This window comes from Anabaena sp. CS-542/02 (assembly GCF_028331085.1).
Taxonomy (GTDB): Bacteria; Cyanobacteriota; Cyanobacteriia; order Cyanobacteriales; family Nostocaceae; genus Anabaenopsis; species Anabaenopsis arnoldii.
Genome location: NZ_JAQMTM010000076.1, coordinates 59,480 through 79,968, shown reverse-complemented (window position 1 = coordinate 79,968; position 20,489 = coordinate 59,480). Strand labels below are relative to the sequence as shown.

Below are 20,489 nucleotides of genomic sequence, written 5' to 3'. Positions count from 1 at the left end.
ACACTGGCAAGTTTGACCACTTGCTGCTAATCTAAAATCCTGAATCAAGTTTAAATTTCACATTTGATGTTAAGCCAAGTAGGGTAAATTTCCTGTTAATCATTTATTTTGTAGCACTGGTCTGAATCAGGTATGTCAATTGGTTTTCTCAATCGGCTTCTTAAAGCCCTGCAAAAGCAGTCTACCTGCTTCACCTCTCACCGTCTCAACCAGTGGTTCAAGTGGTTATCCCCAGGACTAGCTATAAAACGTTGGTTACTTATCAGTCTGGGGGGTGTACTGTTGGCAATTTTGGGGTTAGCAATATCGGTGAAGCTAACCCCAATTTTTTGGGCTATAGAGTTGCTTAGGAGTTTTTTGGCAGTAATTGCTGAGGTTTTACCCCACTATATTAGTGGACCGTTGGTGTTACTGGCTGGTTTACTGTTGCTGCTTTGGGGTCAAACTCGGACTGTAGGCTCAATTACTCAGGTGCTACGACCAGATAGTGAAGAAGAATTAATTGACGTCCTGATGGCACATCGCCGATTATACCGCGGTCCAAAAATTGTCGTGATTGGTGGTGGTACAGGACTTTCTACTTTATTACGGGGATTGAAAACCTATAGCGCCAATATTACCGCCATTGTAACTGTAGCTGATGATGGTGGGTCTTCGGGGCGGTTACGTCAGGAATTTGGTGTTTTACCACCGGGGGATATTCGTAATTGTGTGGCCGCACTGGCAAATGAAGAAAAGTTATTAACAGAATTATTTCAATATCGTTTTAAGGCTGGGGATGGGTTGATAGGCCATAGTTTTGGCAATTTGTTTTTAACTGCTATGAGTGATATTACTGGGGATTTAGAACAGGCGGTAGCAGCCAGTTCTAAGGTGCTAGCCGTACAAGGACAAGTGTTACCGGCTACTCTAAGTGATGTGAGTCTCTGGGCAGAATTAGAGGATGGTCGTCGCATTGAGGGAGAATCTAGTATTCCTGAAGCCGGGGGTAAAATTGTCAAAATTGGCTGTATTCCCCCAAATCCCCCGGCTTTGCCCGCAGCGATTAAGTCCATTAAGGAGGCTGACTATATTATTATTGGCCCTGGTAGTTTGTATACTAGTATCATTCCGAATTTACTTATACCAGAAATCGCCGATGCGATCGCCAAATCTACAGCCCCTCGCATCTACATTTGCAATATCATGACTCAACCGGGAGAAACCCAGGGATATACTGTTGGTGACCATATTCAAGCTATTGATGCAGTATGCGGAAACAGACAACTGTTTGATGCGGTTTTAGTACACAAAAAATCTCCCTCTGCGACATCACTCATCCGTTATGCTCAACAAAATTCCCATCCAGTATTCTTGGATAGAGAAAATGTCACCCTATTAGGGCGGCGAATTGTTCTAGCTAATGTCTTATATGAAGATGAAACAGGTTATGTGCGTCACAATCCCCAGAAACTAGCACGAGTGTTATTACGGTGGTACAGTGGAAATCATCATGGCAAGTGAATTCAAAATGGAACCAGAAAAAATATCCCATTTTGACCCGTATGGGAATATTGTACTTACAGATGCACAGGCAACTCTCAGCTTAGGCATCACACTTGGTCAAAACCTCACTCCTGGGACTGTAATTTTATTAGAAGGTGATTTAGGCAGTGGTAAAACTACCCTAGTGCAGGGAATTGGTCAAGGTTTAGGCATCACTGAATCAATTGTTAGTCCTACTTTTACCCTGATTAATGAGTATACCCAAGGGCGTATCCCTCTATACCATTTAGATTTATATCGCCTAGAACCCTCTGAGGTTGTGGCTTTGAACCTAGAAACTTATTGGGAAGGTGTGGAGGTGATACCGGGAATCGTGGCCATTGAATGGCCACAACGAATGTGCTACAAGCCGGATAGTTATCTGAGGGTGTTATTGACCTATGGGGAAGACGGGACTCGTCAAGCCCAAATTACTAGGCTCTAGGTATGGTTTACCTGTAGGCTAAAAGAGCGATCGCCTTAAGCTACACAAGCTCAAAAAGCGATCACCCAAAAGGGAACACACTAAAATTGGCGATCGCAGTCTATCATCATCCCTCAGATTTTTGGCGTATTCCTGAGTTTGTGTTAACTATCAGGGATGATTATGACTTGTATCTGCGGCACTATACAGAAGGATGGACCGAGACTATTATGTATTTTGTACCTCACAAGGCTTAAACAGCAATAATTACAGCGCATTTTATCTGAGTAGGTACAAGGGCGGGCACCGATGCCCACCCCACAAGATTTATGATATTAAGGTGTGTACTTTATTTATTTGAAAAGTGCTGTATATTATTATCATTCCTATCTCAACGGTTGAGAATCCTAGACACTGGAAAAACAGCGAAAAGTGTCTCCAGAGATTTCAACGTCCTCTGTCTAAAACCAAAAAAGCATCAAAGCACAAAAGCTCAAGCGAAAAATCGCCTGAGTAGGGAAAATCAGGTTATCAATTTGAGAAAAGGTTACAGTATTAACACTGACAGTTGTCAAGGTGCGGAATTTTCCTAATAACCTTGCTTGTGGAATATTCATACTAAATGCATGAAAATGCCGCTATCTACCACTACCACGCTCATCAGCAAAACTTACGGTTATCATTGTTGTTTTCATGATTCCAAAATCAATTAAATATTCCTGAATATGTGAACAGCTAGTAGATGAATGTTAACTAACTCAAACCATCCGACGAGATTGCCTTGATTAGCAATATCTGTGAACTTACCAGCAGTTTTTAATACTTACCCTGTTTTTTCATCTGCCGCCACGACTGTTATTCCTATTGCTTCATTGTTTTGATGTCCCGGTAAATAATGGTTAAGTTTGTGTGATCAGATGCTGATTTATCTGGTTGTGTTTCGACTGACTGCCTGCTGTAAAGCTGGTGATCAAAGTTACAGAAGAAAATCAAAAATAATCAGAAATATCAGAATTAAGTTTTCAGACGGTTCAGTTAAATGAATACGAAATTCTTATATGTATCAAACATAGTTTTGAAAAAAATTGCCCGTTTACTTAACTCTAGTTATTGAATACGTTGTTTAAATCCAAAATCCGGATAGTTTCCACACAAAAACTCATATTTAAAATATATATCCTGAACTTATCCTTGTCAGTAGTATTCCCCGGTGGGATTCGGGATTTACAGAGCAACAGTTACTGATAGTAGATGAATGAGATTAATTTATTTAAATGATTTTTCTTAGAAGTTATACTTATAAATTTATGTAGGTGAGAATAGATATAAACATCAGATTATATATTGACATAAAGCATTTCCCATGATCGTGAGTTATAAAGTTTTTTAGTTTTAGGGAATGGGGAATGGGGAATAGGTAATGAGGAATGGGGAATGGGGAATGGGGAATGGGGAACAAACTGGTGTGTACTTAATTGGCCTGAAAAAGGCTTTAAAGCCACTTTTAAGTGAGTAGCCCCTACCAAAAAACGCGCACAGTACCCCTAGTTTCTAACTATGGGGGGTGTAGTGCGCTAGCGACTTCACCGGTTTCTAGCCGTGGGGAGTGTCAAATAAAGCTTAAAGCCTGTCCCCGTACCTCTGTATTTACCTTACCTTGGTCATAAACAATTTCACCGCCGACGATAGTGGTTACAGGCCATCCTGTGAGGTTCCAGCCCTCAAAGGGACTCCAACCACACTTAGTTAAGAGTTCCTCCCTGCGGACGGGATGATAGGTGTTTAAATCTACTAGAACTAAATCCGCATCATAACCAGGAGCGATCGCCCCCTTATTGGGGATACCATAAGCCACCGCCACCGCGTGAGACATCCAATTAACCACTTGAGACACAGTACAGCGACCTTCCTGAGCTGCAGTTAACATCACTGGTAGAGAAGTTTCTACCCCCGGCATTCCAGAGGGGGTATTGGGGTATTCTTGAGCCTTTTCTGCCAAGGTGTGGGGGGCGTGGTCTGTAGCAATAAAATCAATCACACCGTCGCGCAGAGCTTGCCACAGTACCTCATTATCGTGGGGCGATCGCAAGGGTGGATTCATCTGGGCTAAAGTGCCAATTGTTGCATAAGCACTAGTATTCAATACTAAATGCTGTGGTGTTACCTCTGCTGTCACCCAACTAGGTTTATCCTGACGTAGTAACTCAGCTTCCTCCGCCGTGGACATATGGAGGATATGCAGACGGCGTTGATATTTGCGAGAAAGTTTTAATGCTAATTGAGTGGCTAAAAGTGCCGCTTGATTATCTTGAATCTGAGAGTGAACCGCTGGATCATGAATACCGGCAAATTCCTGACGACGTTGGTTAATTCTCGCTTGGTCTTCCGCATGAACAGCAATTAAGCGATCGCCTCGAGCAAATATAGCATCTAAAGCCTCTTCTTGATCCATCAGTAACTGACCATGCATCGACCCCATAAAAACTTTAATTCCTGGTGTCGGCGTTGCCAAAAGTAAATCTGGCAGATTCTCAGGGGTAGCGCCAATAAAAAAGCCATAATTAACCACGCACTTACTGGCTGCACGTTGCAACTTATCATCTAAAGCTTGCTGAGTGGTAGTCAGCGGGCGGGTGTTAGGCATTTCCAAAAAGGAAGTCACACCACCTTTGGCACAGGCACAACTGGCCGTAAACAAGTCTTCCTTATATTCTAGACCCGGTTCACGAAAATGCACCTGGGGGTCAATAACTCCCGGCAACAAAGTTAACCCTTGAGCGTCAATTTCTGTAGTTGGTGCAGCGGTGGAAATCTGGGGCGCAACTTCAACTATTTGGCGATCGCGCGTTAGCACATCCCCCACCATTAACTCACCATTGGGGAGAATAATATTAGCGCCGCGAATTAGTAAACTATATGGAGATGACATGAGGTTAATAGGATTTCAACAGATACTCCTGCTTTTAGGATAAACTTGATTGCCAGTTAATTTCCCTTATTATTGGGATGTATTTTTACATATCCTGACTACCTTTGGCATCCCAGAGCGCAAAAAGTTAATTTTTAATTGCTTAAACCTTCTATGATCAATGATCACTTCAAGTCAGAAAACAGAATTTACTCGTTAAGATTAAAGAATATATTCTCCGCCAACGAGTTAATTACTGTCCTCCTGCCAAATTTTCAGTAATTTCATGCAAAATCAAGTGTCTGATAACAACTCCGCTCAACAATCTGATAATTCGTGGTTTGCCGAACTAGCTAGAACAGTTGTATTAAGCATTGTGCTAGCTCTAGGCATTCGTACCTTTGTAGCCGAAGCTCGCTGGATTCCTTCCGGCTCTATGGAGCCTACACTCAATGGTACTCCCGACCAGTGGAAGGCAGACAAGATAATTGTCGATAAATTGAAGTATAGGTTTTCTCGACCACTGCGCGGAGATATTGTCGTCTTTTCTCCCACACAAACACTACAAAACGAACAATACAAAGACGCCTTTATTAAACGTATAGTAGCCCTACCAGGAGAAAAGGTACAACTTAAGGATGGGCAAGTGTACATTAATAATGAACCCCTGAAGGAACTTAGCTACCTGTCCTCCGAGCGGCGCACAGAAATTGATGTTTGTACATCAGCCACCCAGCAAGCATACTTAGCACAACCGCAAACCATACCCCCTGACTCATACCTAGTTTTAGGTGATAATCGCAACAGTAGCTATGACAGCCGCTGCTGGGGTGTTGTTCCCCGGGAGAATATTATCGGTCGTGCCGTACTCCGTTTTTGGCCGCTAAATAATATTGGGGGACTGAATTAGCCGCTATTGTATGCCTAGAGTCAATTACAGTCAAACCCCCCGGATGGGGAATTGCGCTCAATTCCTGGCGTTCATTCTTGTTCAGCAGCAATGAATACCAGGAAGTATGAATTTATAACGAAAAATCAAATAGTCGCCGCCAAATATCTGACCATAGAGGCTTGACAGACCATTGACAACAATGAGACTCTAACTACTAAGAACTCAAGCTCAGAAAATCAAGACTTTTTTATATATTCGAGACTACTATTTTTAGTTTCATAACAGCATAATAGAAATGTGACTGATTTGTTAGCCCCTTTACAATCCTTGAAAGCAGGAAACTGGTTCAAACTGATCTGCGGAGCCAGCTACCAACATCTGCCCGCCGTCAGAAGTTTAACATTAGCCTATACATTGGCGGGTGCTGACTGTATAGATGTGGCTGCTGACCCTGCTGTGATCGCAGCAGCCCAGGAAGGGTTGCAAGTAGCCAAGAGTTTGGTCAAGGATGCTAAACAGAGGGGTTATGGCTATAGAGGTAACTTACCTTTTTTGATGGTGAGCTTGAACGATGGCGAAGATCCCCATTTTCGTAAAGCCGAGTTTAACTCTAGTGACTGTCCCCCAGATTGCCCTAGACCCTGTGAAACTATTTGCCCGGCACAAGCCATCATATTTAAGAGTATAAGTGAATTTTCGGGGATTGAAGCCCAAAAGTGTTACGGCTGTGGACGTTGCCTACCCATTTGCCCATATGATAAAATTTATACAAAATCATATATATCCAGTGGGACGGCGATCGCACCATTAGTGATTTCCCAGGTAGTAGATGCCTTAGAAATTCATACAAAAGTCGGAAATTTGGCAGAATTTAGGCAACTATGGCAAACAATTGCACCATGGGCTGACCAACTCCAATTAGTAGCCATTAGCTGCCCAGATGGGGAGGGAATAATTGACTACCTCCGAGAAATTACTGATATAATTACCTCCTTCTCTGGTGCCTTAATTTGGCAGACAGACGGACGCCCTATGAGTGGTGATATTGGGGATGGCACCACCTTAGCAACGGTGAAATTAGGGCAGAAAGTTTTGACAGCTAACTTACCGGGGTATGTCCAATTAGCAGGTGGCACTAATAGCTACACAGTTGCTAAGTTAAAAGCAATGGGGCTATTGAAATCTGTCAACAGTGCTCATGTTTCTGGCATCGCTTACGGTAGCTACGCCCGTGTGCTGCTGTCACCAGTTCTCGAACAGTTAGAGAATCAGGAGGTGAGTCAAACCAGTGTTAAGGCCAAACTGCGCCTGGAAGAAGAACCCGAATTACTCTGGCGAGCAGTCAAGCTTGCCCATTCCCTAGTTTCCCAGATCAAGTCATAGCAGGAGCTATCACTCCTCCTTCACTTTGGCCGCCTTCAGTGTAAACGTTATCTCTCAAAAGGTCACCATAGAAAGCATGACGATTAAAGAAGACCTTCAAAAGTTATTAGACATTTTACCCCAAGACCTGCAGAAAGTTCTAGAAAGTCATCCCCAACGAGATAATTTAGTAGAAGTGGTCTTGGATCTTGGGCGTTGTCCAGAGGCTCGCTTTCCTCATCAAGCTGAGTATCTGAGCGAAACACCGGTGACTCAAGCACAAATCGACGATTGTATTCAGCGCGTGGGAATTTTTAGCGGAGATAACCGAGCCGGAATTGAGCTAACTTTACACCGTATCAGTGCTATCCGTAACCGCAGTGGTAAAATTATTGGCTTGACCTGTCGTGTGGGTCGGGCAATATTCGGCACTATTGGCATGATCCGCGATTTAGTGGAAACTGGTAAATCAATTCTGATGCTGGGGCGACCAGGTGTGGGTAAAACCACGGCTTTAAGAGAAATTGCCCGGGTTTTGGCGGATGATTTACGTAAGCGAGTAGTAATTATTGACACCTCCAATGAAATCGCTGGGGATGGTGACGTGCCGCACCCGGCCATTGGTAGGGCTAGACGGATGCAGGTCGCACAACCGGAACTACAGCATCAGGTGATGATTGAGGCTGTGGAAAACCATATGCCAGAAGTGATCGTTATTGATGAAATTGGTACGGAATTAGAAGCTTTAGCGGCTCGGACTATTGCGGAACGGGGTGTACAGTTAGTTGGTACTGCTCACGGTAATCAAATTGCCAACCTGATTAAAAACCCGACCCTTTCTGATTTAGTTGGCGGTATTCAGGCTGTGACCTTAGGGGATGACGAAGCTAGAAGGCGGGGTAGTCAAAAGACTGTTCTGGAGCGCAAAGCCCCACCGACTTTTGAAATTGCTGTAGAAATGTTAGAACGGCAGCGCTGGGTAATACATGAAAGTGTAGCTGATACTGTAGATACCCTCCTGAGAGGTCGTCAGCCTAGCCCACAAACTAGAACCGTAGATGACCAGGGGAAGGTTTCCATTACGCGGCAGTTATCCCTGGTTAAAGGTCTGGGTGGGGAGTTTCCCAGCACAGAGGAATCTTTGCCACCAGTGCGACCAACTAATGGCTGGCGTTCATCAGGACAAATGGTAGCACTACCTCCCCTGTCTTTAGAACGGGAGCGGGTAAGTGCACCTACTGAGTTTGACCGCTTGCTGGATGAGTCTTTTAACTATTCTGAGAGTTTTGATGTCAAGACCAGTAGATACACTGGACCCAATGGTGAAGATTTACCACTACATATTTATCCCTATGGTGTCAGTCGTCACCAACTAGAACAGGTAATTGCTGTATTAAATCTGCCAGTGATTTTAACTAAAGACATTGACACATCTGATGCAGTTTTAGCACTGCGATCGCACGTGAAAAACCAGGCCAAACTCAGGCAAATGGCTAAAGCCCGCCATGTGCCAATTCACATGATTAAGGCTAGTACAATTCCCCAGATTACCCGTGGTTTGCGGCGGTTGCTGAACATGGAAGATCCGGAAATGACCGATGAGCTAGAACTACAACTGTTTTTACACAGTGGCACTGATGATGAGGTGGACGCCCTAGAAGAAGCTAGACTGGCTGTGGAGCAGATTGTCATTCCTAAAGGACAGCCTGTAGAGTTATTACCCCGTTCTTCTAAGGTACGGAAGATGCAGCATGAGCTGGTAGAACATTATCGGCTCAAGTCTGATAGTTTTGGGGAAGAACCAAATCGGCGGTTACGGATTTATCCAGCTTAATGGTTACACTGGGCTAACTTTAGCTCGATACAGTAGCTTGTGTCCCTGGAGATAGCCCGTGTAACGTACTTTCACTGTTGCGCCTGGTTCTGCTGTCCCTTCGATTAATTGGTGTATTTGGGGATTATATGCTACCTCTGCTCCCACAGGGGCGATCGCCTCTATTCCCCACTGCTGTAACAGTCTTTCTAAGGGTTTCTGCACCAAAGGCACAATTTTAATTGCAGCTAGCTGGGGATTTTCCTCAGCTTTTTGCGCCGCTGTCGGCCATTGTAATAATAAAGATTCCAGCAGTTGTAAACTCGACTGCTGGAACTCCTGTATTAACATTTCTCGCTGTTGTTCTAATTGCTGTTGCGATCGCTGGTACTCTGTTCTTAATGCTTCTATCTCCGTTTGGCTACCGGGTAGGTCATCCTGAGTAGTCACCGGTGAAAAAGTCTCTATTAATTCAGCCAATGAAATCTTCAGCACTTGGGATAACTTCAGCAGCACATCCACCCGCATCTGTGTTAATTTCCCTTGTCGCAGCCGTAAAATTTGCCGTTCTGAAACCCCAGCATCACGACTTAAGGCTTTAAAACTAGGGATATTTACACGCTGCATCAAATTTTGCAGCTTTTGGGTGTGATTACTCATTGGTTAAGCGGTGACATATTTAACTTATATACCATGGGCGGGCAGGATGCCCACCCCACAAAAGTTTCATGTAAATATTTTTTAGGTTATTCTTCCAGTAAACTTCTCAACATCCAAGCGGTCTTCTCATGAACTTGCATCCGTTGAGTTAATAAGTCGGCGGTGGGTTCGTCGTTCACCTCTTCCAGTACGGGAAAAATAGAGCGTGCAGTTCTGACTACCGCTTCTTGTCCTTCCACCAGCAAGCTAATCATTTCCTTAGCTTTAGGAACTCCCGCAGTTTCCGCAATTGAACTGAGTTTAGCATATTCGCTGTAGGTTCCCGGTGCTGGGTATCCCAAGGCTCTAATCCTTTCTGCAATTAAATCTACCGCTAAAGCGAGTTCTGTATACTGTGTCTCAAACATTAAATGTAAGGTTTGGAACATTGGACCTGTAACGTTCCAATGAAAGTTATGGGTTTTGAGATACAGTGTATAAGTGTCAGCTAATAAACGAGATAACCCCTCGGCAATTTTCGCTCTACTCGCGTCGTCAATACCGATATTGACATTTTTAGCTGTTGCTTGAGATGACATATTTTTTCTCCTGTTTACTTGTATCCGATTATGCTAAGTGCATCTTGAGTACCCTAGGTGTAGCTTTACGGACTCTCGCCTTGATTGTTACTTTACCTAAACGCTGACAAGCTTCATAACGGTGACAACCGGAAAACCCATAATACTGTCCCTCCACTTCTAGGACATCGATGGGTTCCTGTTGTCCAATCGCTGCAATAGACTCCATTAAGGCTTGGACTTTATCAGGGTCGTTGACACGGGGTAAAGGGCGTTTGATTTGATTTAAGGGGATTTCTTCAACTCTCATCATCCTTCTTTCCTCTCCCACTTTAATCATAGTCATTATGACTTTGATTTACAATTAAGTTGAGTAAAAAATTGTGAATGTATATTAAATAACTACTTACCGTAAAGTAGGCGATCGCCTTGACACCAGCAATATCGTTAAATTTTCGAGCTTCTGAGAATTTAGTTATAGCAGTTTATACCTAGATAAAATACAGGTATTAATTGTATAACTATTGTGGGGTGGGCATCCTGCCCGCTCTACCCTACCCACTTAGATGAAGTCCGCTGTAAGTGCTTACTCACCTTCTACATCTATCTCTTGTATATTGAAAATTGGTAAATCTGTCTGCACTTCTAAAGAGTTGGACTTTTCTAACTCTGTTGGTTGTGGAAACTCCGTAGCTGCAAATAATTCACTGTTAATCACTTCCTCAAATAAGGAAGATAAACTAGGATATAAATCTACAGTAGCATCTAAAACCCAGAGTAAATCAAGCAATTCACCATCAAATTGCCAGGTTTGAGGACGAATATCATCCAAAGGTGAGGACTTTTTACCAGCACCGTCTCTCATCCTATAAGCTAACCAGGACTTGACAACTTCTAAACCTGAAACACTAAAATTATAAACTTCTGGACGGACATTTTCAAATACACCTCTACCAACTTTTAATTCTTGTGTACCCACATCATAAGAAAATTCTGTGGGATAATCATTGACTGTATTGGGTATTCCTACTTGACAACGAACTTTACCAATAGGAATTTTACCTGGTTTTTTACCACTGGGAACAAACCTTTCACCATAGGTATGTAACCAAACTAAAGTGCGTCCTATTTCCACTACTTTGATAAATAAATCCCTATTTTTAGTAATGGGAATCCTTGGTCCAGGTGTTTCTAGTTCATGCCAAAATTCTTTGACATATTTGGGAGTTGCTAGTATAGCATAACAATAGGCAAAAAAATATTGTGGTGCAATATTGTAATTGAGTATATTACTAATAACTTCTAAAACTCCAGTGGTAATATTAGGTTGATTAGCTTCATAATTTCTCCAGAGAGGAATAATATCTTTTGCTCCACGCCCACAAAAATGATGTAAATCAGGAATTAAAGCAGTAACAACAGCAGCAGAACCTTCACCTAGAACATTAGTTAATAAACTTGTCATATAAACCTGCTGATCACTGTGAGAACGTCGTAAATTGGGTCTAGGGCGATCGCACAATCTATTATCTAATAAAGCCCACTGGCGATCAAAACTGCGATAAGCATAACGAATTGGTTCTACAGGTAAATCCTTAGATAATAAATTAGCAATGGGAGCTAATAAATTTCCTTTATCTTCTAAAGATGAATACTGTTTACTAATTTTTCTAGCATCTGTTTCTTTAAACAGTTTTTTCTGTATCCCTGGCGATTTACTAGCATTAATCAAAGTTTGCCAACGTTTATTTAAAACTTCCTTATTTTCACCAATAGTCCATTTTCTTTTAAATTGAATACCATTTTCTTGCCAAGGAAATAAATCAGTTAACTTTGCCCAATTCCAATAATGTGTATCACTAACAGGTAAAAATAAATCAGTCCAATTATTAGGACATTCACGCCATTGTAAATCTTTAAAAGAGTGAATATTATCTAAAATTGCTAGTTTTTCTTGAGTTGTACCATCAATTATAGTAAAATGAACTTTAGCAGCAACTTCAGGTTGAGGTTGGTTGTAACAAACCCCAATAGCAATAGCCACAGGAGTTTGAATTGCAAACACATTATCTGTTTTTCTAGCCCCTAAATTATCACCTTCCAAATCAATAATCCACAGTTCATCAAACGTTTGACGCATCACCTTACGCATTCCCGCAAATCCAGGGCCACGCAAATAGGAAGAAGCTGTAATAAAACTGATAATTCCGGCTTTATTTTCTGTGTTAGCTTCAAATACTTTCCACAAAGCCCATCGCCAAAAATAAACATAGTCATTATATAAATTTTTAGCATGAACACCATAACCCATTTCTGTTAATGGTTCTAGAAAATCCTCTAAAATAGGACGTTTTTTAATTAATTGCCGATTTTCATCTACCTTTTGCTCATCATCTCCAAATCTGACCCATCCACCCTTTCTTTTTTGATTAATTAAATCATCTTCATCAATTGTTTGACGGTTATAAGGTGGATTTCCTAAGCAAACCATCACCGGTGTATTTTGTTTAATTTTTTGAGCGCGTTTATATTCTTGACCTAAAGATTTGTAAATTAAAGGTAAATTACCACTTAATTGAGCATAGGGAGATTCTAAAGTATCACTCAAATAAACATGAACACCATTTTCAGGTAAAGTACCACCTTCACTTAAAATTTGTTGAGTGAGACGTAAATGAGCAACAGCATAGGGACCAACTAAGATTTCAAAAGCGTGAATATTTGCTGCTGCATTTGTAGCAGCAGAAACTCTCATTCCTTTTCCTCTTAAATTACTAATTTGATCCAGTCCATGTTTAATAGCTGTTAAAATATAAGTTCCTGTACCACAAGCAGGATCTAAAGTAATAACTTTATCATCTACAAAGGAAAATTCAGCATCAAAATGCTCTCCTAATAATTCAGCTACTAATCTTACTTGTGTTTTAATAACAGGAATAGGAGTATAATAAACTCCTCTTTCTTTTCTCATCTTTGGATCATATTGAGCCAGAAAATCCTCATAAAAATATAACCAAGGGTCTTCAGAATCATTTTCATTTATTGCCGTAATATCGATAGCTGCAATTATTCTTTCTAATAGACTTACCGAAACTTCTATTTGTTCGCGTGCTACTTCATCACCTAAGATTTTTAAAGCATCAGCTAGTAAATTATGACCAGTTCTAATAGTTTTAACAGCTTGTGGTAAAGATAGATCATCAGCACCGGAAAACCTGGCCAATAAAAGTGCATAGGTTAAGGTTTGAGCATAAGCATCTGCAAATTGTTGATTATCCGCATCAGGAAACAAATAATGTCGCCAATCTTTAGCTACTTGACTTAAATTAGATTCAGGATTCTCAAGAGCATTCAAAACATCTTTTCTTAATAACCGACAAATAGGAGCAAGCATTTCTGCTAAAGCTTTTGGCGTAGAAGGAACAATTGGATGCCACTTGAAAAAATCTCGTAATAATATTAGTAAATCATTAGCATTTTGAGAACTAATAGCTGATACACCCTTGCAAGTAATATCTCCTGAAAATTTAATGATCTTTCCGACCTTTTCACCTGTGCGATACAGTCCCCAATTATTGCCATCTGTGTAAATCACATTTGGGATATTTTTAAACTTTTCCCACTGTTGTTTATCATCTCCTTTCAATTTACTAGGATCTGCGCCCTTTCCTGGTGCTTTTAGTTCAATATGTCCAATTAAAAGACCATTAATTGTTATTCCCATATCTGGTCTTCCTGAAAGTAGCTTTTCTTGTACCTCAGTAACTACTACAATAGATAGATTCAGAATATTTGCTGCTGATTTTAATAAATTTTCTATAGGTGATTTCAGTTGATCTTCAGCACCAAAAGAGACAGAAGAAAGTGAGAATTTATTAGTTAATTCCTTTGCGTAAGCTTGAAGATTAGATAAAAATTGACTCTGATGATTTTTCGCCATATTCATAAATAAATAACAATTATTGATACATAATCTCTGTATCAAAACATTTCATATGCATTTTATAATGATTGGTGATTCATAGAAAAATATACAAAAAAATTAATACTTATATTACTTTTTAATAAAAATAATTGTATAATATTTGTGCTTGTAAGTTTTACAGCCCCTTTCATCTGAGTTAGGTACACTAGGGCGGACAGGATGCCCACCCCACAACATATATGATATTGTGGATCAAAATTAGTCAGCCAAATATTACCACGTCTAGGGACAGAAGAACTAATAATCAATCAAGTCTCCTGTCTGTAATTCTTGCCATTCTTGATTGTGGTGGTAGTGCATTAACATTAGATGATCATATAATTAATTATTGTTAATACTTACCAACTACTCACCATCTCTTGATTATGAACCAAGCCAAAACGGGAATACTAGAAAAATTTGTCAACACAGTTATGGGGGTGAAACCTGGTAAACAAAACCCCCCCAACACCTCAACAGCGACCACACAAGAACTAGATATCAACGCAGTTCTAGTTTATAAACTAGGGACTATCCTACAAATAGCAGTGATGATTCTTGTGTTGCTGGGAATGGAAAAATTAATCATATTCATTGATCATAATTCCGGTTTCCCCAGTTGGGTTAGCACTGCATTAACTGCATTATTTTTTGCCGTCTTAAGTATCCGTTCCCGGATTTTTTCCCTTTTAGATAATACTCGTTCTCGTACCACCTATGACCAAGTAATTAGACCCAGATGGTCTCCCCCACCTTTAGCATTTCCCATCGTTTGGATGATCATAGCAGTTTTGCGGGTAATTTCCTCTGTATTAGTTTGGCAAACAATGAATCACCAATTTTTGCTATTACCTTTAATTCTGTTTGTGGTACATCTAGCTCTAGGGGATACTTGGAATACAATTTTTACTGTAGAACGGAGATTAGGCGCTGCTGTTCCGGTGGTGATTTTAGGTCCTTGGTTGTCTGCGCTAGTGGTGACAGCAATTTATTGGGAAACTAATCCTTTAGCAGGGATGATTTTATCATTTTCCTGTGTTTGGTTAACTGTAGCTGCTGTACTAGTGTGGAGAATTTGGCAATTAAACGGATCAGAGCCATTGTATCCCTTAAAGCTTGCATCTGGGGAGAAATAAATAGGGCTGGCTGAATAATAAATGTAAAACCTATATACAGCACTTTTCAAGTAAATAAAGTACACACCTTAATATCATAAATCTTGTGGGGTGGGCATCCTGCCCGCCCTTTTGTACCTACTCAGATGAAATGCGCTGTAAATCAAAGGTTTGAGGTTGCTAAAAAAGAAAACAGGTGCAGGGTTTTTGAAGGCTCTACCATCAAAAGTGTACATTTTGGGTTAAATAAATCAGAAAATTTAGGGATGACAGATAGCTGAAACTGTTCCCTGTTCCCTGTTCCCTGTTCCCTACCCCCACCAAAAGACTTCCTGTTGCAAACCCTAAATCATTAAAATTTACCTGGGAAAACAAGGGACAATCTCACTTTATTTTTGAGTAGTGGATTCAAGATACCTGAAAACAGGTAGGGAAAAATTATTCTCTACCTCTTAACTGAATAATTAAAATATTTGATAATTTTCTTGATAATGAGTGTAAAATTATGTTGTAGTATTCTGCTCAAAAATATTCGTTTCTATCACATCCAAATTTAATTCTTGACCATTCTTATTTTTAACCTGATGATTTTTCTGAGGTGGTAAAAGTTGCTCTCCTTTATACTCTATTAATTCTAAAACCCGTCTCAAACCAATTTTTAAATATTCTTCCTGTAGTTCAATACTGATAGATTTTCTCCCTAACCGTTTAGCTACCGCAGCAGTTGTAAAAGTACCAGCAAAGGGATCAAGTATTAAACTTCCCTCATGACTACTTGCTAAAATAATTCTTTCTAGTAATGACTCCGGTTTTTGTGAAGGATGGTTTTCATATTCCGCCATGCGATATCTCACACGGGGAAAATACCAAGCATTACCCGGTACTTTTTCCGCATTATAAGGAGTAGGTACAGATTTTCTGTAATCGATTAATTTACGTTGTGCGCCTGTTTTGGCGGCAATTTTAATATTATCACTATTAAAAATATAATTGTTTTTATTTTTGACGCAATGGAGAATGGGTTCATACATTGAACCAAAGTATTTTGTAGCTTGTACTCCAGAGCTATCATAATGCCATATGATGCGACTGAGAATAGTTAACTTTTTTCTCAAGTAAATGTCAAAATAAGGCATTGCTTGGGTGCTGGTCATGAGATAAATTGTCCCATTTGGTTTGAGAATGCGAATACACTGATCAAGCCATTGATATGACCAATTTAAATATTCTGCTTCTGATTCCCATTTATCATGGAAATTGCTAAATTGCTTACCTATGTTATAGGGAGGATCAATAAAAATTAAATCTACGGAATCTGTAGGAATATATTTTGATAAGGTGCTGATAGTATCACCATGAAAAATGGTATGTTGTTGATTTTCGTAGCGTTCAATCATAATTATCCTTGACAACTTTACCATGTTTACATAAACATAAAAGCAATAAAAGAATATATGGAGGTGATCACATCGGATAAATCCATACTTCAATATCACAACTAATAGTATCAAAACGTAAAATCATGGTTAGACGATACTTAATTTTGTTTTTTGGTACTTCAAATCCGCAATTCCTCAAGCATTTTCCAAGGATTCCCCTTTCAGATAACGTTCCAGTGCATCCGTCACCAACTTATTGAGATTCACCCCCCGTTGTTGAGCAAATAAAGCCGCTTGACGATGAAGTTGGCTACCTACACGCACATTAAAACTACCCTTAAACGGCTTCTCAGGCTCAATCCCTTTTTCTGCACACAGAGCCAAATAATCATCAATTGCTTCCTCAAAACTAGCCCTGAGACTAGCCACATCTTCCCCTTCAAAACTGATTAAACTGCGGATATGTTCCACCTGTCCGTAGAATATTTTATCATCATCACTATAGTGAATCGACCCGAAATAATCCTTGTATTGCATCATGTTATTCATAGCAATTCTTCCCCTTGGAGAATCTCGATAATCTGTTCAATCTGATATCGTTTGAGAATATTTTGAGGATGGGGTTCATGTAAAGTAATAATCACTCCCCCATCATTGAGAAAACGCCGCCGAGAACCTCCCGTTTTTCCAGTGCTGACCTCCTCAAATCCAAACCCCGCAAGCAAAGTAACTAACTCCTCCCAGGTGAAATCTTTGGGAATACTAAGAAACCGCTTAATTAATTTCTCCCTGCGGGTCATGATAACTCCCGACTGCTTACTTCCATTATCTGTCCTGAGAAAAATTGTGCAACTAGAATTAGTTACATTATTCCATATACCTGATCCGAAATTAGGTCAGCCACAAAACCCTCCTTTCTTTCTCTTGTACCTGGTGCTTCACAAAAAAAACGGTAGAGAACGGAAATTCCCCACCGCTGATTTAAGTTTTATAGTTTCTAACTAGGAATCAACACCCTGAGTTAATAACTCGCGGCGCTGTTCAGCACTAACTTGAACGTTACCACTCTCGTCAACATCAACTAAGGCTGTATCACCATCCTTAATGCGACCAGAGAGAATTTCTTCAGCTAGGCTATCTTCTAACAAGCGCATGATAGCTCGACGTAATGGCCTAGCGCCGTAGCTCGGACTGTAACCCTCTTGAATTAGTCTGTCCTTGAAGCGATCGCTCACCTCTAAAGTGATACCCTTTTCAGTCAGACGACCAAATACTTCCTTGAGCATGATTTCGGCGATTTCCGTCACCTCAGCCTTACTCAATTGACGGAAGACGATAATTTCATCCAGACGGTTGAGGAATTCAGGACGGAAGTACTGCTTGAGTTCTTCATTCACCAGAGAGCGAATGCGGTTGTATTGAGTCTCAGTCGCATCATCAGCGAATTCAAAGCCGATACCGCCGCCGCCTTTTTCAATTACCTTAGAACCTATGTTAGAAGTCAGGATTAACAAAGTGTTCTTAAAGTCCACCGTGCGACCTTTCGCATCTGTTAACCGTCCGTCTTCGAGAATTTGCAGCAGCATATTGAAGACATCGGGGTGAGCTTTTTCGATTTCGTCGAATAGCACCACAGTGTAGGGTCGGCGACGCACAGCTTCAGTTAACTGACCGCCTTCGTTGTAACCAACATAACCAGGAGGCGAACCAATCAACTTACTAACGGTGTGGCGTTCCATGTATTCCGACATATCCAGGCGAATCATTGCTTCTTCAGAACCGAAGAAGTAGGAAGCCAAGGACTTAGCCAACTCAGTTTTACCCACCCCAGTTGGACCAGAGAAGACAAAACTAGCGATGGGTCGATTGGGATTCTTCAAACCGACACGAGCGCGGCGAATGGCGCGGGAAACAGCTTTGACCGCATCTTCTTGACCGATTAACCGCTGATGTAAGGTATCTTCCATGTGCAGCAGCTTTTCGGATTCTGATTCCGTGAGCTTGTTCACTGGTACGCCAGTCCAGGAAGCCACAATGTGAGCAATGTCCTCTTCGCCGACTACAGGCTCAACGGCTGGGCCGCGGGCGCTATCACTTGGGCTGGTAGAGGTATTAGTTTTACCTTGGGCGATGGCGCGAATTTCGGCTTTGATTTCCATTTCGCGATCGCGCAGTTCTCCAGCTTTGTCAAAGTCTTGAGAGCGGACAGCTTCGTCTTTTTCTTTTAAGATTTGCCGTAGTTCTTTGTCTAACTCTTTAGCTGCGGGTGGTAATTGGGAGTTCATTAAACGTACCCTAGAACCAGCCTCGTCAATTAAATCGATAGCCTTATCTGGTAGATAGCGATCGCTAATGTAACGGTCAGATAATTTTGCCGCGGCCACCAAAGCCTCATCAGAGATTTTCAGCTTGTGGTGTTGCTCATAGCGTTCGCGCAAGCCGTGCAGGATTTCAATGGTTTCATCTACAGAAGGTTCCCCCACCATCACCGGCTGGAAGCGTCGCTCTAGAGCTGCATCTCGCTCAATGTGCTTGCGGTACTCATCTAAAGTAGTAGCGCCAATACACTGTAGCTCACCCCTAGCCAAAGCCGGCTTGAGGATATTAGCTGCATCAATAGCCCCTTCTGCAGCACCAGCACCAATCAGAGTGTGTACCTCGTCAATTACCAGGATGACATTACCCGCCGAGCGGATTTCATCCATGATTTTCTTGAGGCGTTCTTCAAACTCACCCCGGTACTTGGTACCTGCTACTAGCAAGCCAATATCTAGGGTTACCACCCGCTTATCTTCTAGGATGTCGGGAATATCCCTGTTAGCTATGCGGGATGCTAGACCTTCAGCGATTGCTGTTTTCCCCACCCCTGGTTCACCGATTAATACTGGATTATTTTTAGTCCGGCGGCCCAAAATTTGGATCACCCGCTCAATTTCTTTAGCGCGTCCTACAACTGGGTCTAGCTTGTTGTCCGTCGCCATTTGGGTTAAGTTCGAGCCAAACTCATCCAAGGTGGGAGTTTTGGTGCGTCCCGATGGCCCTGTGGCTGAAACCTCTGCTGTTTCTCCCAGCATTCGGATCACTTGGGTTCGTACCTTCGACAGATCTACCCCTAGGTTTTCTAGCACCCTGGCTGCTACACCTTCCCCTTCCCGGATCAGGCCCAACAGCAGATGCTCGGTGCCAATGTAGTTATGCCCTAATTGGCGCGCTTCTTCCAAGGATAGCTCTAGTACACGCTTTGCCCGTGGCGTAAACGGAATTTCCACGGCCACAAAGCCCGAACCCCGGCCTATGATTTTTTCTACCTCAATCCGGGCATCTTTGAGATTGACACCCATTGATTTCAACACTTTAGCCGCAACTCCCGTACCTTCCCCAATCAGACCTAGGAGGATCTGTTCGGTTCCCACGAAGTTGTGACCTAAGCGGCGGGCCTCTTCTTGGGCCAGCATGATTACCTTAATGGCTTTTTCTGTGAAGCGTTCAAACATGGCATTTTTCCCATCACCTGCGTCGTGCCGGTATGCTGATTTTAGCACAGGCTCTGCTTTTGGATGCCTGTATAAAGATTATAGGCCACGAAAAAATTTCGCCCCACATCATGGCTTAATTGTTAGTTTTTTATTACTTTTTTTATGGTTGCTATACTTAGGCCCTTGAGTTTACTAGTGTTTCCCTGCTTTACCACTATCCACCAAACCGCTATGGTTAGGCTTTTATTTAACCATTCCCAAATGAAAAATTATAACATACTTATCACCCTCTAGTCAAGAATATCAATGAACAATAAATTATTTTAAATTAAAAAAAATTATTGATTTAAAGTTTTAATATATGGGAGCACAAACCCGAATTTTTTCTCCCTAATGTGATTAGGATCGCGGTTTA

16 protein-coding genes are annotated in these 20,489 nt (G+C 41.4%); 6 read left to right on the top strand and 10 right to left on the bottom strand.

Annotated features, from left to right (window positions below; genetic code table 11):
- Window positions 1-132: 132 nt before the first annotated feature.
- Together PN447_RS08570 and tsaE are read left to right on the top strand one after the other, a co-directional pair.
- The gene (locus PN447_RS08570; protein WP_271762346.1) at window positions 133-1,503 is read left to right on the top strand and encodes a gluconeogenesis factor YvcK family protein; all 1,371 of its coding nucleotides are present in this window, start codon (window positions 133-135) and stop codon (window positions 1,501-1,503) included.
- A gap of 7 nt (window positions 1,504-1,510) precedes the next feature.
- Window positions 1,511-1,969, top strand: a complete 459-nt coding sequence (gene tsaE / locus PN447_RS08565; RefSeq protein WP_271762387.1) for a tRNA (adenosine(37)-N6)-threonylcarbamoyltransferase complex ATPase subunit type 1 TsaE — start codon at window positions 1,511-1,513, stop codon at window positions 1,967-1,969.
- A 440-nt stretch (window positions 1,970-2,409) separates the two neighbouring features.
- Here the strand turns inward: tsaE and PN447_RS08560 are convergent, their stop codons facing one another.
- Both PN447_RS08560 and PN447_RS08555 read right to left on the bottom strand, forming a co-directional pair.
- Window positions 2,410-2,565, bottom strand: a complete 156-nt coding sequence (locus tag PN447_RS08560; RefSeq protein ID WP_271762345.1) for a hypothetical protein — start codon at window positions 2,563-2,565, stop codon at window positions 2,410-2,412.
- Between the two features lie 992 nt (window positions 2,566-3,557).
- The gene (locus PN447_RS08555) at window positions 3,558-4,877 is read right to left on the bottom strand and encodes a dihydroorotase (protein ID WP_271762344.1); all 1,320 of its coding nucleotides are present in this window, start codon (window positions 4,875-4,877) and stop codon (window positions 3,558-3,560) included.
- A 265-nt stretch (window positions 4,878-5,142) separates the two neighbouring features.
- Between PN447_RS08555 and lepB the strand changes: the two genes are divergently transcribed.
- The 3 genes from lepB (at window position 5,143) to PN447_RS08540 (ending at window position 8,944) form a co-directional block, all read left to right on the top strand.
- Window positions 5,143-5,766, top strand: coding sequence for a signal peptidase I (gene lepB, locus PN447_RS08550; protein ID WP_271762342.1), 624 nt, complete (start codon window positions 5,143-5,145; stop codon window positions 5,764-5,766).
- Window positions 5,767-6,045: 279 nt separating this feature from the next.
- On the top strand, window positions 6,046-7,131 hold the full coding sequence (gene ldpA, locus PN447_RS08545) for a circadian clock protein LdpA (RefSeq protein WP_271762341.1): 1,086 nt from the start codon (window positions 6,046-6,048) through the stop codon (window positions 7,129-7,131).
- Between the two features lie 76 nt (window positions 7,132-7,207).
- Window positions 7,208-8,944 (top strand): R3H domain-containing nucleic acid-binding protein, encoded by a 1,737-nt coding sequence (locus tag PN447_RS08540; protein ID WP_271762340.1) that lies wholly within the window; start codon window positions 7,208-7,210, stop codon window positions 8,942-8,944.
- Between the two features lie 3 nt (window positions 8,945-8,947).
- On the opposite strand, the gene grpE is transcribed toward PN447_RS08540, so the two are convergent.
- The 4 genes from grpE to PN447_RS08520 form a co-directional block, all read right to left on the bottom strand.
- Window positions 8,948-9,583 (bottom strand): nucleotide exchange factor GrpE, encoded by a 636-nt coding sequence (grpE, locus tag PN447_RS08535; RefSeq protein ID WP_271762339.1) that lies wholly within the window; start codon window positions 9,581-9,583, stop codon window positions 8,948-8,950.
- Between the two features lie 86 nt (window positions 9,584-9,669).
- Window positions 9,670-10,161: a Dps family protein gene (locus tag PN447_RS08530; RefSeq protein ID WP_271731062.1), complete on the bottom strand. Its 492-nt coding sequence runs from the start codon at window positions 10,159-10,161 to the stop codon at window positions 9,670-9,672.
- Window positions 10,162-10,189: 28 nt separating this feature from the next.
- On the bottom strand, window positions 10,190-10,453 hold the full coding sequence (locus PN447_RS08525; RefSeq protein WP_271762337.1) for a sulfiredoxin: 264 nt from the start codon (window positions 10,451-10,453) through the stop codon (window positions 10,190-10,192).
- 273 nt (window positions 10,454-10,726) lie between these two features.
- On the bottom strand, window positions 10,727-14,080 hold the full coding sequence (locus tag PN447_RS08520; protein WP_271762335.1) for a type ISP restriction/modification enzyme: 3,354 nt from the start codon (window positions 14,078-14,080) through the stop codon (window positions 10,727-10,729).
- Window positions 14,081-14,490: 410 nt separating this feature from the next.
- Between PN447_RS08520 and PN447_RS08515 the strand changes: the two genes are divergently transcribed.
- Window positions 14,491-15,240 (top strand): TspO/MBR family protein, encoded by a 750-nt coding sequence (locus tag PN447_RS08515; RefSeq protein WP_271762333.1) that lies wholly within the window; start codon window positions 14,491-14,493, stop codon window positions 15,238-15,240.
- Between the two features lie 482 nt (window positions 15,241-15,722).
- On the opposite strand, the gene yhdJ is transcribed toward PN447_RS08515, so the two are convergent.
- The 4 genes from yhdJ to PN447_RS08495 form a co-directional block, all read right to left on the bottom strand.
- Entirely contained in the window at window positions 15,723-16,616 is an 894-nt protein-coding gene (gene yhdJ / locus PN447_RS08510) for an adenine-specific DNA-methyltransferase (protein ID WP_271762330.1), read from the bottom strand.
- Between the two features lie 177 nt (window positions 16,617-16,793).
- Window positions 16,794-17,147 carry a type II toxin-antitoxin system HicB family antitoxin gene (locus PN447_RS08505; protein ID WP_225880382.1) on the bottom strand — a complete coding sequence of 118 codons (354 nt, stop codon included), beginning with the start codon at window positions 17,145-17,147 and terminating at the stop codon, window positions 16,794-16,796.
- Window positions 17,144-17,398 carry a type II toxin-antitoxin system HicA family toxin gene (locus PN447_RS08500; RefSeq protein ID WP_271762327.1) on the bottom strand — a complete coding sequence of 85 codons (255 nt, stop codon included), beginning with the start codon at window positions 17,396-17,398 and terminating at the stop codon, window positions 17,144-17,146. Before PN447_RS08500 ends, PN447_RS08505 begins: the two co-directional genes overlap by 4 nt.
- A 201-nt stretch (window positions 17,399-17,599) precedes the next feature.
- Window positions 17,600-20,092, bottom strand: a complete 2,493-nt coding sequence (locus PN447_RS08495; RefSeq protein WP_271762385.1) for an ATP-dependent Clp protease ATP-binding subunit — start codon at window positions 20,090-20,092, stop codon at window positions 17,600-17,602.
- Window positions 20,093-20,489 lie beyond the last annotated feature (397 nt).